Origin of the sequence: Streptomyces sp. NPDC088915, assembly GCF_044749825.1 — a bacterium.
In the GTDB taxonomy this organism is placed as follows: domain Bacteria; phylum Actinomycetota; class Actinomycetes; order Streptomycetales; family Streptomycetaceae; genus Streptomyces.
In genome coordinates, this window is the sequence record NZ_JBIVIR010000015.1 from 17,579 (window position 1) to 31,201 (window position 13,623).

At 76.3% G+C, this 13,623-nt stretch carries 10 protein-coding genes and 1 pseudogene; 9 read left to right on the forward strand and 2 right to left on the reverse strand.

Translation table 11 applies throughout. The features are described 5' to 3' along the window. Positions 1-133: 133 nt before the first annotated feature. The 4 genes from ACIP5O_RS25545 to ACIP5O_RS25560 all read left to right on the forward strand — a co-directional run bounded on the left by ACIP5O_RS25545 (position 134) and on the right by ACIP5O_RS25560 (position 9,275). Positions 134-1,288, forward strand: coding sequence for an AAA family ATPase (locus ACIP5O_RS25545; protein WP_401297021.1), 1,155 nt, complete (start codon positions 134-136; stop codon positions 1,286-1,288). Next, the gene (locus ACIP5O_RS25550) at positions 1,285-5,136 is read left to right on the forward strand and encodes a DUF5682 family protein (RefSeq protein WP_401297023.1); all 3,852 of its coding nucleotides are present in this window, start codon (positions 1,285-1,287) and stop codon (positions 5,134-5,136) included. The genes ACIP5O_RS25545 and ACIP5O_RS25550 overlap by 4 nt, the downstream gene beginning before the upstream one ends. Beyond that, entirely contained in the window at positions 5,133-7,013 is a 1,881-nt protein-coding gene (locus tag ACIP5O_RS25555) for a hypothetical protein (RefSeq protein WP_401297025.1), read from the forward strand. Before ACIP5O_RS25550 ends, ACIP5O_RS25555 begins: the two co-directional genes overlap by 4 nt. Positions 7,014-7,790: 777 nt before the next feature. Continuing rightward, positions 7,791-9,275 carry a threonine/serine exporter ThrE family protein gene (locus ACIP5O_RS25560; protein ID WP_401297027.1) on the forward strand — a complete coding sequence of 495 codons (1,485 nt, stop codon included), beginning with the start codon at positions 7,791-7,793 and terminating at the stop codon, positions 9,273-9,275. A gap of 11 nt (positions 9,276-9,286) precedes the next feature. Here the strand turns inward: ACIP5O_RS25560 and ACIP5O_RS25565 are convergent, their stop codons facing one another. Further along, on the reverse strand, positions 9,287-9,733 hold the full coding sequence (locus ACIP5O_RS25565) for a flavin reductase family protein (RefSeq protein ID WP_401297370.1): 447 nt from the start codon (positions 9,731-9,733) through the stop codon (positions 9,287-9,289). 172 nt (positions 9,734-9,905) lie between these two features. On the opposite strand from ACIP5O_RS25565, the gene ACIP5O_RS25570 reads away from it, so the two are divergent. After that, a complete protein-coding gene (locus ACIP5O_RS25570) occupies positions 9,906-10,520 on the forward strand; it encodes a flavodoxin family protein (RefSeq protein ID WP_401297029.1) in 615 nt (204 codons plus the stop codon). 46 nt (positions 10,521-10,566) lie between these two features. Then, positions 10,567-10,749, forward strand: coding sequence for a hypothetical protein (locus ACIP5O_RS25575; protein WP_401297030.1), 183 nt, complete (start codon positions 10,567-10,569; stop codon positions 10,747-10,749). Between the two features lie 90 nt (positions 10,750-10,839). Here the strand turns inward: ACIP5O_RS25575 and ACIP5O_RS25580 are convergent, their stop codons facing one another. Continuing rightward, positions 10,840-11,133: a hypothetical protein gene (locus tag ACIP5O_RS25580; protein ID WP_356549064.1), complete on the reverse strand. Its 294-nt coding sequence runs from the start codon at positions 11,131-11,133 to the stop codon at positions 10,840-10,842. A gap of 357 nt (positions 11,134-11,490) precedes the next feature. Here ACIP5O_RS25580 and ACIP5O_RS25585 point away from each other — a divergent pair. From ACIP5O_RS25585 to ACIP5O_RS25595, 3 genes and pseudogenes are all read left to right on the forward strand, one after another. Further along, positions 11,491-11,949 (forward strand): annotated as a pseudogene (locus tag ACIP5O_RS25585) (SRPBCC family protein); the annotation flags it as partial. A gap of 373 nt (positions 11,950-12,322) precedes the next feature. After that, a complete protein-coding gene (locus tag ACIP5O_RS25590; RefSeq protein ID WP_401297032.1) occupies positions 12,323-12,859 on the forward strand; it encodes a cysteine hydrolase family protein in 537 nt (178 codons plus the stop codon). A gap of 273 nt (positions 12,860-13,132) precedes the next feature. Next, entirely contained in the window at positions 13,133-13,609 is a 477-nt protein-coding gene (locus ACIP5O_RS25595) for a universal stress protein (protein ID WP_401297034.1), read from the forward strand. Positions 13,610-13,623: the final 14 nt, after the last annotated feature.

Genomic DNA, 13,623 nt, shown 5'->3' on the forward strand with positions numbered 1-13,623 from the left:
CGACCACCCGCCGAACACGGCGGTGGCACGGCACACCGCCGCCCGCCCGCCCGCCGCACGCGGCGACGGCGCGGCGCACCCCGACCCGGGTGCGCCGCGCCGGCCCCCGTACCCCTTTCCGGAGGAACCCCGCATGACCGTCACCGAACAGCCCGCCCCCGCCCGGCAGGTCCGGTCGGCCGAGGAGCGCCACGCCGCCGAACTCGCCTTCCTCGCCGCCCAGGACCCCGGCCCGCGCCCGCCCGGCTGGGCCCTGACCCCCCGCGCGGTCGTCACGTTCGTCTGCGGCAGCGACGGCGCGGAACTGACCCTGCCGAAGCGCCGCGCGGGCCTGCCGGCGAAGCTGGAGATCACCCCGAAGTTCGTCGGCGAACGCGCCCTGGTGGAACGCTGCGTGGTCACCCTCGCCGGAGAGCGCGGACTGCTCCTCACCGGCGAGCCCGGCACCGCCAAGTCGATGCTGTCGGAACTGCTCGCGGCCGCCGTCAGCGGCACCAGCTCCCTCACCGTGCAGGGCACCGCCGGCACCACCGAGGACGCCTTCCGCTACGGCTGGAACTACGCCCTGCTGCTCGCCCAGGGCCCCACCCCGCAGGCCCTCGTCGACTCCCCGGTCCTCGCCGCCATGCGCACCGGCCGGGTGGTGCGGGTCGAGGAGATCACCCGCTGCCTGCCCGAGGTGCAGGACGCCCTGGTCTCCCTGCTGTCCGACCGCCGGATCACCGTCCCCGAACTGACCTCCACCGAGGACGCGGTGGTCGCCGCCGCGCCCGGATTCACCGTCATCGCCACCGCCAACCTGCGCGACCGGGGCGTCTCCGAGATGTCCGCCGCGCTCAAGCGCCGCTTCAACTTCGAGACCGTCGACCCGATCGCGGACGCCGACGCCGAGGCCGTCCTGATCCGCCGCCAGGCCGTCGCGGCGGTCCAGCGCGCGGGCGCGTCCTTCGGCGTCGACGACGCCGTCCTGGACGCCCTCGTCACCGTCTTCCGGGACCTGCGCTCCGGCCGCTCCACCGAGGGCTGGGACGTGGAGCGGCCGGGCACGGTCATGTCCACCGCCGAGGCCGTCCAGGTCGCGGCCTCCCTCGGGGTCGCGGCCGCCTACCTCCCGGGCGGGGACGTCCTCGACCTCCTGCCCGGCCACCTCCTCGGCGTCGTCCGCAAGGACGACCCGGCCGACCACGCGCGCCTCCTCGGCTACTGGGACGGCCCGGTCCGCCGCCGGGCCGAGAACGGCTCGGCGATGTGGCGCCGCCTCTGGGACCTGCGCGGGAGCCTGCGGTGACGACCCTCGACCCACGGGCGGCCGTGGACGCCCTCGCCGCGTCCCGCGGCCCGTACCTCCTCGGGGTGCGCCACCACAGCCCGGCGCTGGCCGCCGTGGTGCCCGCCCTCCTCGACGAGGCGGGCGCCGAGGTGGTCTGCGTGGAACTCCCGGCCGACTTCCGGCCCTGGCTGGAGCACCTGGCGGACCCGGAGACCGTCGCCCCCGTCGCCCTGGCCGGGGCGGGCGGGGACGGACGCCTGTCGTTCTACCCCTTCGCGGACTTCTCCCCGGAACTCGCGGCGGTCCGGTGGGCCCGGGACCACGGCGCGGAGGTCGTCTGCTGCGACCTCCCCCTGTCCGACCCCGGCTGGTCCCTGCCGGGCACGGACCGGAACCGCGACGACGGGATCGACGACGGAGCGGACGCTGGGGCGGACGGCGACCGCGCCGCCCCGGGACGCGGCGCCTTCGCCGCCGCGCTCGCCGCCGCCGGCACCGGCCGGGACGGCGAGGACATGTGGGACCGCGCCGTGGAGGTGCTGGCCCCCGGCTGCGCCCCGGAAGCGGTGCGCCGCGCCGCCCTGGGCGTGGGCTGGGCCCTGCGCGCCGACGCCGACGTGCCCGCCGTCGACCTCGCCCGCGAGGCCCGGATGCGACGGGTGATCGCCGAGGCCTCGGCCGGGGGCCGGCGCGTCGCCGCCGTGATCGGAGCCTTCCACGCGCCCGCGCTGCTCGTACGGGGGGAGGGGCCCACCGATGCGGACCGGACGGCTTCGGGCACGACCACGGCGGTTCCGGCCACGGCCCCGGAGAGCGCTGTCACCGGCACCGGCGTCAACACCGGTACCGGCCCCGGTACGGACGCGCCTGGCAAGGCCGGCCGGGGCCGCGCTCCGGGGACCTCGGGCGCGGTTCCGGCCGTGACGCAGCCGGACACGATTCCGGAGGCCTCGGGCACGGCCGTGACGGTTCCGGCCACGACCTCGGAGGCTCCGAGTACGGGCGCGACGGTTCCGGCCACGGCCCCGGAGGCTCCGAGTACGGGCGCGACGGTTTCGGCCACGGCCCCGGAGGTCCCGGGCACGGACCCGGCCCCGGCGGTGACCTCGTTCGTTCCGTACTCCTTCGACCTGCTCGACTCCCGGTCCGGCTATCCCGCCGGGATCCGTGACCCGCTGTGGCAGCAGGCCGTGCTCACCGCGGCCGGGGACCCCGGCCGGATCCGGGAGGCGGCCTCCGCCGCGGTGACCGGCCTGTGCCGGGAGATGCGCCGCGCCGGGCACACCGCCGGCACCGGCGAGGCCGCCGAGACGCTGCGGCTTGCCTGCGACCTGGCCGCGCTGCGCGGTCTCCCCGCCCCCGGGCGCGGAGAACTCCTGGAGGCCGTCACCACCGTCCTCGGACAGGGCGAACCCCTCGGCCGGGGCCGGGCGCTGGCCCGCGCCCTGGAGGCCGTGCTCGTCGGCACGGCACGCGGCCGGATCAGCCCGCACGCGCCCCGCTCCGGACTGGGCCCCTCGGTCGAGGAGGAGCTCGCCCGGCTGCGGCTGCCCCGCCCGGAGGAGCCCGAGCCCCGGGAGGTACGCCTCGACCCGCTCCGTTCGCCCCTCGACGGGCGCCGCGAGGTGCTGCTGCAACGCCTCCTCGTCATCGGCGCCTCCTACGGCGAGCCCCTGGCCGTCGCGGCCACCGGCGACGGCACCGCGCTCGGCACCAAGTGGCGCCTGACGTGGAACCCGTCCGTGCCCGCACGGCTCGACCTCGCCGGAGTACGAGGGGTCACCGCGGCCCAGGCCGCCGCCGGCACCCTGGCCGAGACCGCGCGCCGCGAGGCCGCCGAGGGCGGCCCCACCCCGGACCAGGTCCTCGCCGGGCTCGCCGCCGCCGCCCGCTGCGACCTGCCCGACCTGGTCGACGCGCGGCTGCGCGAGGCCTCCGCCGTCCTGCCCGACACCGCGGGACTGCCCGAACTCCTCGAAGCGCTGGACCTCCTGGAGGGCGTGCGGCGCGGCCACTACCCCGGCACCACCGAGGACGCCCGCGCCGCGGCCGGCACGCTCACCGGTGAACTCCTGGAGGCCGCCGTGCGGTCACTGCCCGGCCTGGCCGGCAGCGACACCCCCGCGGACGCCGGAGCCCTCGTCGCACTCGCGGACCGGTCGGCCGCCCGGCACCTGGGCCTCCGGATGGACCGGGCCCTCGCCGAACTCGCCTCCGAAGGATCCCCGTTGATCCAGGGCGCCGCCCTGGCCGTACGGGTGCTGCTCGACCTGGACCCGGCCGCGGACCTCGGAGAGCGGACGGCCGGCTGGATCGACGGCGCGACCTCCCCCGACGCGCGACGGGCCCTGACGAAGCGCCTCGCCGGACTGCTCACGGCCGCCGGCCCGCTGCTCCAGGCCTCCCCGGAGGCGCTCACCCCGCTCCTCGACCGGGTCGACGCCCTCGCCGACCAGGACTTCCTCGACCGGCTCCCGGCCCTGCGCGGCGGCTTCGACGCCCTCGCCCCGGCCGCCCGGGACCGGCTCCTGACCACGGTGACCGAGCGGCTCGGCGACCGGCTCGACCTCTCCCTCGACGCCCCGCCCGAGCTGCTCGCCCTGTGGGCGGCGGCCGACGCGGCCGGACTCGCCGCGCTCAAGTCCCTGGCGCTGCCCGACCCGTACTCCGTACCTGAGACCGACGCCGACGCCGAAACCGACGCCACCGCCCTCGCGGACACGCCCCCCACCCGGGCACCGGACCGGCGACTCGCCCCGGCCGACCGCTGGCGACTCCTCCTCGGCCGCCACCGGGACCGGCTGTCCGCCGACGCGCGCCGCTACGCCCGCGCCCTGGACGAGCTGTACGGCAGTGGGCGCGGCGAAGGAGCCGACGACCTGGACGCCGGATCCGGCGGGGGCGCCGGACAGGAGCACTCCTTCCCCACCGCGCGCGAGTGGTCGCGGGAACTGGAGGCCCTCTTCGGCGCCGACGTGCGCGAAGAGGTCCTGGCCGAGGCCGCCGATGCGGGACGCACCGACGTGCTCGCCCAGCTGGACCCGGCGGCGGTCCGCCCCTCGGTGGAACTCCTCGGCTCGGTGCTCTCCCTGGCCGGAGGCATGCCCGAGGCCCAACTCGCCCGGCTGCGACCGCTGGTGAAGCGGCTCGTCGACGAGCTCGCCCGCGAGCTGGCCACCCGCCTGCGCCCGACGCTCTCCGGACTCGCCACCCCGCGCCCCACCCGTCGGCCCGGCGGACGCCTCGACCTCGCCCGCACCCTGCGCGCCAACCTCGCCCACACCCGGCGCACGGACGACGGCCGGGTCGTGGTCGTGCCGGAACGGCCGGTGTTCAGCACCCGGGCGAGCAAGGAGTCGGACTGGCGCCTGATCCTCGTGGTCGACGTCTCCGGCTCGATGGAGGCCTCGGTGATCTGGTCGGCGCTGACCGCCGCGGTCCTCGGCGGCGTGCCGACCCTGTCCACGCACTTCCTGGCCTTCTCCACGCAGGTGGTGGACCTGACCGACCGGGTCGACGACCCCCTGTCCCTGCTCCTGGAGGTGCGGGTCGGCGGCGGCACGCACATCGCGGCGGGCCTCGCGCACGCCCGCTCGCTGATCACCGTGCCGAGCCGCACCCTCGTCGTCGTGGTCAGCGACTTCGAGGAGGGCGCGCCGCTCGCCGGCCTCCTCGGCGAGGTCCGCGCCCTGGCCGCCTCCGGCGCGCACCTGATGGGCTGCGCGGCGCTCGACGACGCCGGGGCGCCCCGCTACTCGGTGCCGGTGGCGCGCCGGCTCGTCGCCGCCGGGATGCCGGTGGCCGCCCTCAGTCCGCTCGCCCTCGCCCGCTGGGTGGGCGACCGCCTCCGTGGAGAACCCCGTTGAGCCCCGCATCCCTGCCGCCCGTCGCCCCCGACGTCCTCGCCGAGGCCGTGGAACAGCTCAGCGCACGGCTGCGCAAGAAGCTCGACGCCGCGATCGAGGGCTGTGCCGAGCACGCCGCCCGGGCCGACGACGGTTCCCTCGGCGTGCGCTTCGGCGAGGACGCCCTCGTCACCCTGCGCCCCGGCCCCTCGGGCACGGTCACCGAAGCCGGACAGGCCGTCTGCACCTGCCTGCTCGCCCCGCGCTGTCTGCACCGCGCCGCGGTCCTCGGCGCGGCACCGATCGCGGACGCGGAAGCGGCACCGGACCTCCCGGACCCGGCCGCAGACCTTCCGGACCCGACCGCAGTCCCTACGAAGCCGACCGCAGACCTTTCGGACCCGACCGGGTCCACCGCTGACACCACGCCCACCTCCGGAGGATCCGCTCCCACCGCCCCCGAGCCCTCCGCGCCCCCGCTCACCCCCGCCCAGGTCCGGGCCGCCAGCGCCCTGTGGGAGGCGGCCGCCGAGGCCCTGTCCGCGGGAGTCACGGCCGGCGGGGCGGTGGTCCAGGCTGAACTGCTGCGCGCCGCCCACACCGCGCGCCTGGCCGGACTGCCCCGCGCCGAAGCGGCCGCACTGCGCGTCGTACGGGGACTGCGCGCCGCGCGGGAGCGCGGCCGGGGGCAGCGCCTCGGCGACCTCGCGGGCGCCTTCCGCGAACTCCTCGCCGGGGCCGCCCTGCTCGCCTCGGGGACGGCGGGGCCCGGCGCGGCCGGGACCGCGCGCCGCGCCTACGTGCAGGGCGGCAGCCTCAGGGCGTACGGCCTCTGCCGGGAGCCGGTGCTCTCCGCCACCGGGTACGGAGGCGTGTCCACCCACCTGGTGGGCCCGGACGGTTCCCGCTACACGGTGTCCGACGTGCGCCCCGGCGGACTGGCCAGGGCCAGGGGAGCGGGGTCCGCGTCCGTGGCGCTCGGCGGGGCCGTCCTCGACCACGCGGGCCTCGCGCGCGGAGGGCTGCGGATCGTCGGCGCCACCGTCTCGCCGGACGGGCGGCTCGGGGCGGGCCGGGGCGTGAGCGCGACCCCGCTGCGCGGGGTGGACTGGTCCGAGGAGCCCGCCGCCGCGCTGTTCGCCCGGCCGGTGGGCGAGGCGATGGCCGCGGCGCTCGACGACGGTGCACGGGAGGCCGACACTCCCGAAGCCGCCCTCCTCGGCTGTGACGTGGAGGTGGTCGGCGCGGCGGGGGAGTACCTCGTGGCCCGGGTCGCCGGGGGCGGACCGCTGCTGCGGCTGCGCCCCGCCCACCCCCATCCGGAGCTGCCGCACGCCGCCAACCTGCGCAGGATCGCGGAGCACCCCGGGCTCGCCCTGCGCGTCCTCGGCCGTCCGGACCTGGACCGGGCGGCGACGCTCCGGCCGCTGGCGGTCGGCCCGGTGCCGGGGGAGCCGTACACGCTGCGGCTGCCGGAGGAGTGGCTCGGCAGGGCCGACCTGGGCTACGACCGCCTCCAGGGAAGCCACTTCCCGCGCGGGGCCGCAGGCCCGGGGCCGGTCGTCCCGCCGGCCGCCGTACCGGATCCGCTGGCGGACGCGCCGCTGTGGCGGGTGCGGCGGCTCCTGGAGACGGGGGTCGCGGGCGGGCGGCGCGCCGTGGCCGAGGCCGGTCGGGGGACGGACGCGGCCGCCCTCCTCGCCCCGCTGCGCCGGGCGGGCCTCGGCGGGGCGGCGCAGCTCGCGGCGGCCCTGACGGCGGAGGCGGACCGCCGCCCCCGGGACGCCTTCGGCCGCCTCACCGACGCCTCGGCCGACGGCTACGCCCGGGCGTGGCTCGCCTCGGCGGTCCATCTGGCGGCCGCGGAACGGTCGTTGGTGGTGGCGTCCTGGTCCTGACCGAGCCCCGGGGCCGGGCACCCACGAAGACCCGGCTCCTGGCCCCGGTGGACTGCGCGAAAGTGCGGACCTGCGTGGGACGGTGCTCCTCCACGAGGACCCGGACGTGCTTCGCACAGCGACCACGGAAGAAGGGCCCGCTCTCCAGGGGGAGTTCACCGTTCCTCCCGCTCACCCGGAAGGACCGGCGGCTTCCGGTGCACGCGTCGGCGGCGGGGCGCGTGCGCCGGTGGTCCCCGGGACGAGCGGCCCGTACGGCCGTACTAGCGTGGGACGACGACCCACTCGCTCTCCCCGGGGATCCGCGACCGGTGGCGTCCGGACGCCGGGGCGCTCCTCCGGACGGGGCGCCGGACGCTCTACCTGCTCACCGCGCCGGTGACCGCCGCGGCCGGATTCCTGCCGGTACTCGGCGGAGTGCTCGCCGCGGCGGTCGCCGCCCTCGTCTGCGCCGCCCTGGGCGCGGCGCCGTGGAAGAGGCGGAAGCGATGGACGGGAACGGACCTCGCCGGGTCCTCCGACAGGCGCGGGAAGCGGCTGCTGGGAGCCCTCGGCGCTGTTCACCGGCGTGGTCGCCGTGGCGAACACGACGACCGCGGCGGCCCCCGGACCGGCCCTTTCGGCGTTCCTCGACGGCGGCTGGTGACACACCGCCGGCCCACCGGGCGCCGCGCCCCGGGCCGGTGTCACCCGCTCGGCGGACGGAGACCCCGCCGGGGGCGGGGAACGGTAGGTCCCGGACCGTGCGACGGGCGGACACGAGGACGGGACGAGGGCATGCGACATGTGCTGCGGAAGCGGCGGGAGGCCGCCCGGGCGCGGCAGGAGAGGCTCCAGCGGCTCCGCCGCGACGACCGGACGCTCCTCGACCGCCTGTACGGGACTCCGTACGAGGACGTCGCCTTCCCGCCGCCCCGCCCCCTGGACGACGCCGAGGCGGTGGAGATCCTGGGGTTCGCGCTGCGCCTCGGCCGTGCGCTCTTCCTCGCCGGGGCGGAGACCCGGCGGATCGAGTCGTCCGTCGTGGCCGTCACCGCCGCCTGGGGGATGGGCAGCCAGGAGGTCGACATCAACGCCCGGTCGATACAGGTGCAGTACGCCCCCGAGGGCCGCCGGCCCGTCGTCATGCTGAAGGTGATGGGCTCGGAGGACAGCCGGGACCTGGACCGGCTCGCCGCCCTCGAACGCCTCACCACCCACGCCGCCTCCGGCCGGCTGACCCGGGAGGCCGCCGCCGGGGCCCTGGACAGGATCGAGACCGGCACCTCCCGCTGGCCCTGGTGGTTCGGCCTGGGCGGCGGGGCGGTCCTGGCGGCGATGCTGTGCGTCCTGGCCTCCGGGACCGTCCGCGCGGCCCTGGTGTCGCCCCTGGTGTTCCTGCTCGCCGACCGGGGCGCCTGGGCCCTCTCCCGGGGCGGGCTGCCGTCCTTCTTCGTCACCGTCGCGCAGACCGTCCTGCTCCTCGTCGCGGTCACGGGGCTCACGGCGGCCGGGGGCCTGAGCCACGCGGAAGCGGCCAGTGTGATCGCGGCGAACGTGATCCTGCTGCTGCCGATCTTCACGATCATCTCGCTGACCGAGGACGCGATCGACGGCTTCCGCTCCATGGCGGCGGGCCGCGCGGTGAGTCTGCTCGCCTTCTTCACCGCCCTGGGCTGCGGCTTCCTCGCGGTCGGCTTCCTGCTGCGGGGCGCCGACGCGGACGCCCGCTCCACCGCCCTGGTCCCCCTGCCGGTCGTCCTCTCGCTGCTGACCAGCGCGATCGGCGCCCTCGGGAACACCGTGTTCATGGGCGGAGGACCGCGGATCGTCCCGCCCGCGGTCACCACCGCGGTCCTGGGCGCGGGGGTCAAACTGGCCTGCGTCGACGCGTTCGGCTGGTCCGCGCCCCTGGCGACCGGCCTCGCGACGGTGGTGATGGGCCTCGCCGCCGCGGTCCTGTCGCCGCGCACGGGCATCCCGGTCCGCGCGTTCGTGATCCCCGGCATCGCCGGAGGCGTGCTGCCGGGCCCGGACCTGTACCGGAGCCTGCTGCAGTGGCTGCTGCACGTGGAGGGCGCGGGGGCCTATCTGGTGTCCACGATGGCGTCGGTGGCCGCCATCGGCATCGGCGTGGTCTTCGGAACGCTGCTCGGCACCGGCGCCGAACGCCGGTGGCGCTACCGGAGCACCGGGACCGGAACGGGGGCCGGCCCCTCCCGTACCGCAGGGGGAACGGTCCCCGCCGCGGGCGAGCCCGAGCGGGACGCCGGGGCCCGCTGAACCGCCGTCCTTCAGGCGGGGTGACCCGGCGTGAGGTCCGCGACGTCACCGAGCCGGAGGAGCGGCGCCCCGTCCGGCCCCGACGGGCTCTGCTCGACGGGGGCGAGCAGGAAGCCGACGTGGTCCCCGCCCTCGACGCGCTCCAGGATCCGGCCGACCAGCCAGGCGCGGGAGTCGGCCAGCACAGGCGCCCCGCCCTCGGCCGGCCGCCAGTCCACCCGGGCGAACTTGTCGGTGTCGTCGCCCGTCCGCCCGCCGAAGAGCGCCGCCGTCTCCTTCTGGTCGCTCCGCAGGACGTGGACCGCCAGGTGGGAGGCGCGGCACGCGACGCGATAGGTACGGTTGGCGGTGGAGAGCCACGCCATGAAACGGGGCGGGTCGATCGAGCACGGGGAGGCGAACCCCACGAGGCAGCCTCCCCGCTCGCCGTCCGCCGTCGCCGCCGTGACGACGTACATCGGATAGTCGAGGGCATCGGTGAAACCGTCGGCCACGGTCGGCTCCTGGGGGACGAGCCCCGGAGCGCCTCCCCGGGGGGTGGTACCCCTTGCCCCGATGGCCGACCGGCAAACGCGCGACATGGGCCGCTTGTATGACATAAGGCCTCTTCGGCGGGGTAGCGGCAGACCCATGGACACGACACCCCTGCGCGCCGTCGCTCTCGTCTGCACCCTCTCCCCATCACCCGCACGTTCCAGTTCGCAGCTCCTGGCGGAACAGGTCATGGCGGCGCTGGGCGAGCACGGCGTCACCGGCAAGACCATCAGGATCGCCGACCGCAACGTCCTGCCCGGCGTGAAGACCGACATGGGGGAGGGGGACGACTGGCCGGAGATCCGCGACACGATCCTGGGCGCGGACATCCTGGTCCTCTCGACCCCCATCTGGCTCGGCCACCCCTCCAGCATCGCCCAGCGCGTCCTGGAGCGGCTGGACGCCGAACTCTCCGAGACGGACGACGAGGGCCGGATGCTGACCTACGGCAAGGTGGCGGCCGTCTGCGTGGTCGGGAACGAGGACGGCGCGCACAAGGTGAGCGCGGACCTCTTCCAGGGCCTCAACGACGTCGGCTTCTCCCTCGCGCCCAACGCCGTCACCTACTGGGTCGGGGAGGCCATGCAGGGCACCGACTACCAGGACCTCGACAAGACCCCCGAGGCCACGGCCGGCACCACCGCGACCCTCGCCGCCAACACGGCCCACCTGGCCCGCCGCCTCAAGTCCGCCCCGTACCCGCCGTCCTGACCCCGGCCCCCATCCCGAACCCGATCGAGACCGAGGAGCGACCGACATGACCCACCACCGGAACGACGGACCGCACCCCCGCACCACCCCTCCCTCCGAGGCCCCGGGGGAGAGCGGCGACGAGGAGGCGCGCAAGGAGGCGGCCGACGCGGTCGTCGGCGAGGCGGGCGACGAAGAGGACCGTGACGAAGAGGACCGTGACGAAGAGGGCGACGAGGTCTCCCCGTAAAGGGATGCGCCGCAGCGAAAAGCCGGGGAGGGCCGTGAGAACGTCACGGCCCTCCCCGGCGTACAGCTGCGTACGCGCGCGCCGGAGGGCTCAGGCGGTCATGGCCGGAGGCGCGCTGCCCGGGGCCTGGAGCGGTACGGAACCCGGGCCGGTCACCGTCAGGGCGATGCCGAGGCTCGCGCACATCCTGCGGGCCCGGGCGAGCGCGCTGTAGGAGGCCGGGGACGGGGAAGGGGTCGGGAATTCGAGGAGGACCCGGGCGGGACGGTAGGCGGAGACGATCGCCTCGATCTCCAGGGCCGCCGCGGCACGGCTGGTGACGTCGAGCTCGCGCAGGAGTCTCAGGTGCAGGGTGCCGTCCTCGAGGACATGGCTCACGAGCATGGTCTACCTCCCGGACCGGGTGGGCGCCGCGGACGCGGCACAGGGCGGTGATGAGGAGAGGGACCGACGAGCGGTCCCGGTGCGGCGCACGGTGGGCGGTTCGTGGAACTCGACGGGAAGACCGTGAGCGCCGCATCCTCGGCGCGAGCCGGCCTCGATGCCGTTCTCCGCCGCAGGACGCTCCGTGTCCAGCCTGAAGCAGCTCGACAGGTGGCTGCCACCCTCCATTATGCAAGGAACGCGCCTGCCTGCACCTTTCCCGTTCCGGCTCCGCGCACCGGACTCGTGGGGCCTGATTGAGGCAAGGGCGGCCGGGTACGCGGGTGACGACCACAACGGAACGAAGGAGGCAAACCGGTGAGTACGGTCGAGAAGACCATCGATGTGGACGTCCCGGTGCGGAGCGCCTACGACCAGTGGACGCAGTTCGAGGAGTTCCCCCACTTCATGGAGGGCGTGGAGGAGGTGCGGCAGGTCGACGACCGCCACTGCCACTGGCGGACCAAGGTGGCGGGAGTGCGCCGCGAGTTCGACACCGAGATCGTCGACCAGCTTCCCGACGAGCGCGTCGCGTGGCGCACCGTGGGCGGAGAGGTCCGGCAGAAGGGCGTCGTGACCTTCCAGCGCCTCGACGAGGACCACACCAGGGTCCGGCTCGCGATGGAGGTGGAGCCGGAAGGCGTGGTGGAGAAGACCGGCGACGCCCTCGGGATCCTCGACCTGCGGGTCAAGGGCGACCTGAAGCGGTTCAAGGGGTTCATCGAGGAGCGCGGGCAGGCGACCGGCGGCTGGCGCGGCCGCGTCCGTCCCTCGGACGCCACGGGCACCGGCCCGGCCACGACCGGCGGCACGACGGCGCCGACCGGCGGCCCGGCGAGCACCCGGAGCACGACGGCCACCCCGGGCCCGGCCGGTCGCTTCCCCACCGTCCCGGGCCAGGCCGACAGGTCCTCGCGCGGCGCGGACGCCTGGCCGCCCGCCGACCGTCCCTGAGGTTCCCGGACACCGCTGAAACACCGATCAGGGCCAGGGGCCGGTCGCGGGGACGGACGACGTCCCGCGACCGGCCCCGCCGCCGTCCACCGGCCCCACGACCGCCCGCCCCTCCCGCGGGACCGGGCCGGGACCGGGAACGGTCCCGGGGACGCCGAGCGCGCGTCCGGGCCGATGATCTGGAAACTTGGGGTACATGAGCAAGACCGCCCTCGTCGTCATCGACATGCTCAACCGCTACGACCACCCGGACGCCGAACTCCTCGTCCCCTCCGTCGAACGGGCCCTCCCCGCCGTGGTGGGCCTCCTGGAACGGGCCCGCGAGCGGGACGTGCCGGTCGTCTACGCCAACGACAACTTCGGCAAGTGGCGCTCCCACCACGGGGAGATCCTGGAGGCGGCCCTCGGCGGCCCCCGCGCCGACCTGGTCGACCCCGTCCGCCCGGACGAGGCGTCCTACTTCGTCGTCAAGGCGCGCCACTCCGCCTTCTACGAGACCCCGCTCGCCTACCTGCTGGAAACGCTCGACGTGGACCACCTCGTGCTCTGCGGACAGGTCACGGAGCAGTGCGTGCTCTACTCCGCCCTCGACGCCCACATCCGGCACCTCTCCGTCACCGTCGCCCGGGACGCCGTCGCCCACATCCACGAGGACCTGGCCGACGCCGCCCTGCGCATGATGGAGACCAACATGGGCGCGCGCATCACCCCCGCCGACAAGGCCCTGGACTGAGCGCGGCGCCCGTCCCGCGCCCCGGGACGGACCCGTACGACGGCGGCTGCCGGGCGGCCCGGCCCCTCCCGGGGCACATTGGTACGGAGGGGCGACCGCGCCCCCGCGTCGGCCGGCCGCGCGTACGGCACGCGGTGCCGGGTAGTCGGGGGCAGGAGACCCTTTCCGGAAGCGAGGAGGCTCCTTCCGGCAGCGGGCGGAGAAGAGACGGGGCCGGTCCCCGCCGCCCGGGCCCGAACCGTCTTTCCCGGCGTGAGCGAGAAGGGGCATGACATGAGCACCGATGACGGCACTTCCCGCGTGGTGGTGGGCGTGGACGGCTCCCCCGCGTCGCACGCCGCCCTGCGCTGGGCGCTCCGGTACGCGCGGCGCACCGGCACGACCGTGCACGCCGTGGGGGTCTACGACCTCCCCGGGGCGGAAGGATGGTCCGCGCCGGCCGTGGACGTGCTGTTCGACGAGGAACAGGCCCGCCTGTCGCTCTCCGAGGAGCTCACGGCCGTCCTCCCCCCGGACGACGACGTCCCCGTGGTCCAGCACGTGGTGCGCGGGAACGCCGCCCGGGTGCTGATCGACGCGTCGGAGGGCGCCGAGCTGCTCGTCGTGGGGAGCCGGGGCCGGGGCGGTTTCGCGAGCCTGCTCCTCGGCTCGGTGAGCCAGCAGAGCGCCGCGCACGCGTCCTGTCCCGTCGTCATCGTCCGCCCGGAGACGGCCGACGGCGCTCCGCCCGCGGGCGACACCACCCCCTGACAAGCGTCGGTGAC

Coding starts and splice junctions, on each gene's coding strand:
- ACIP5O_RS25560 (WP_401297027.1), top strand. CDS start 7,791: ATGCGACATGTGCTGCGGAAGCGGCGGGAGGCCGCCCGGGCGCGGCAG.
- ACIP5O_RS25595 (WP_401297034.1), top strand. CDS start 13,133: ATGAGCACCGATGACGGCACTTCCCGCGTGGTGGTGGGCGTGGACGGC.
- ACIP5O_RS25565 (WP_401297370.1), bottom strand. CDS start 9,733: ATGTACGTCGTCACGGCGGCGACGGCGGACGGCGAGCGGGGAGGCTGC.
- ACIP5O_RS25575 (WP_401297030.1), top strand. CDS start 10,567: ATGACCCACCACCGGAACGACGGACCGCACCCCCGCACCACCCCTCCC.
- ACIP5O_RS25570 (WP_401297029.1), top strand. CDS start 9,906: ATGGACACGACACCCCTGCGCGCCGTCGCTCTCGTCTGCACCCTCTCC.
- ACIP5O_RS25545 (WP_401297021.1), top strand. CDS start 134: ATGACCGTCACCGAACAGCCCGCCCCCGCCCGGCAGGTCCGGTCGGCC.
- ACIP5O_RS25580 (WP_356549064.1), bottom strand. CDS start 11,133: ATGCTCGTGAGCCATGTCCTCGAGGACGGCACCCTGCACCTGAGACTC.
- ACIP5O_RS25590 (WP_401297032.1), top strand. CDS start 12,323: ATGAGCAAGACCGCCCTCGTCGTCATCGACATGCTCAACCGCTACGAC.